Below are 538 nucleotides of genomic sequence, written 5' to 3'. Positions count from 1 at the left end.
GAATTTCTCAACTAAGAGAACTCACAAATTTTACCTTAGCCTGATCCGTTACCAGTGAAAGTAACGTTCAGTCTATCTTTCTATCACATACCCAAATTTTTAAAGAACGAACCAGTCAAAAGACTAGAAATCAACATTCACCATCAACGATGGAATGCTCATTTCTAAGCTTTTACTTCAGAAGCAGTAGTGGTGGAGCCAAGCGGGATCGAACCGCTGACCTCCTGCGTGCAAGGCAGGCGCTCTCCCAGCTGAGCTATGGCCCCGTATTTCTACAGGCGTTTCCCACACAAAATTGGTGGGTCTGGGCAGATTCGAACTGCCGACCTCACCCTTATCAGGGGTGCGCTCTAACCAACTGAGCTACAGACCCAATTTCGGGCTGCTTCTTTCGTCTTCTTCAATGAATCAAGCAATTCGTGTGGGAGCTTATGGAGCAGCTGATGTCGTCGATTAAGGAGGTGATCCAGCCGCAGGTTCCCCTACGGCTACCTTGTTACGACTTCACCCCAGTCATGAATCACACCGTGGTAACCGT

2 tRNA genes and 1 rRNA gene are annotated in these 538 nt (G+C 48.1%); all 3 read right to left on the bottom strand.

Features of this window, described 5'->3' with window-relative positions:
• Positions 1 to 190 precede the first annotated feature (190 nt).
• Positions 191 to 266 (bottom strand) — tRNA-Ala (locus ACTJK7_RS29110).
• Between the two features lie 30 nt (positions 267 to 296).
• Positions 297 to 373 (bottom strand) — tRNA-Ile (locus ACTJK7_RS29105).
• An 81-nt stretch (positions 374 to 454) separates the two neighbouring features.
• Positions 455 to 538, bottom strand: a 16S ribosomal RNA gene (locus tag ACTJK7_RS29100); the annotation flags it as partial.

It is taken from the genome of Pseudomonas sp. 22085, assembly GCF_052045815.1.
Taxonomy (GTDB): Bacteria; Pseudomonadota; Gammaproteobacteria; order Pseudomonadales; family Pseudomonadaceae; genus Aquipseudomonas; species Aquipseudomonas glycinae.
Note: the sequence above shows the minus strand (reverse complement) of the source record. Positions and strands in the feature narration are given on the sequence as shown.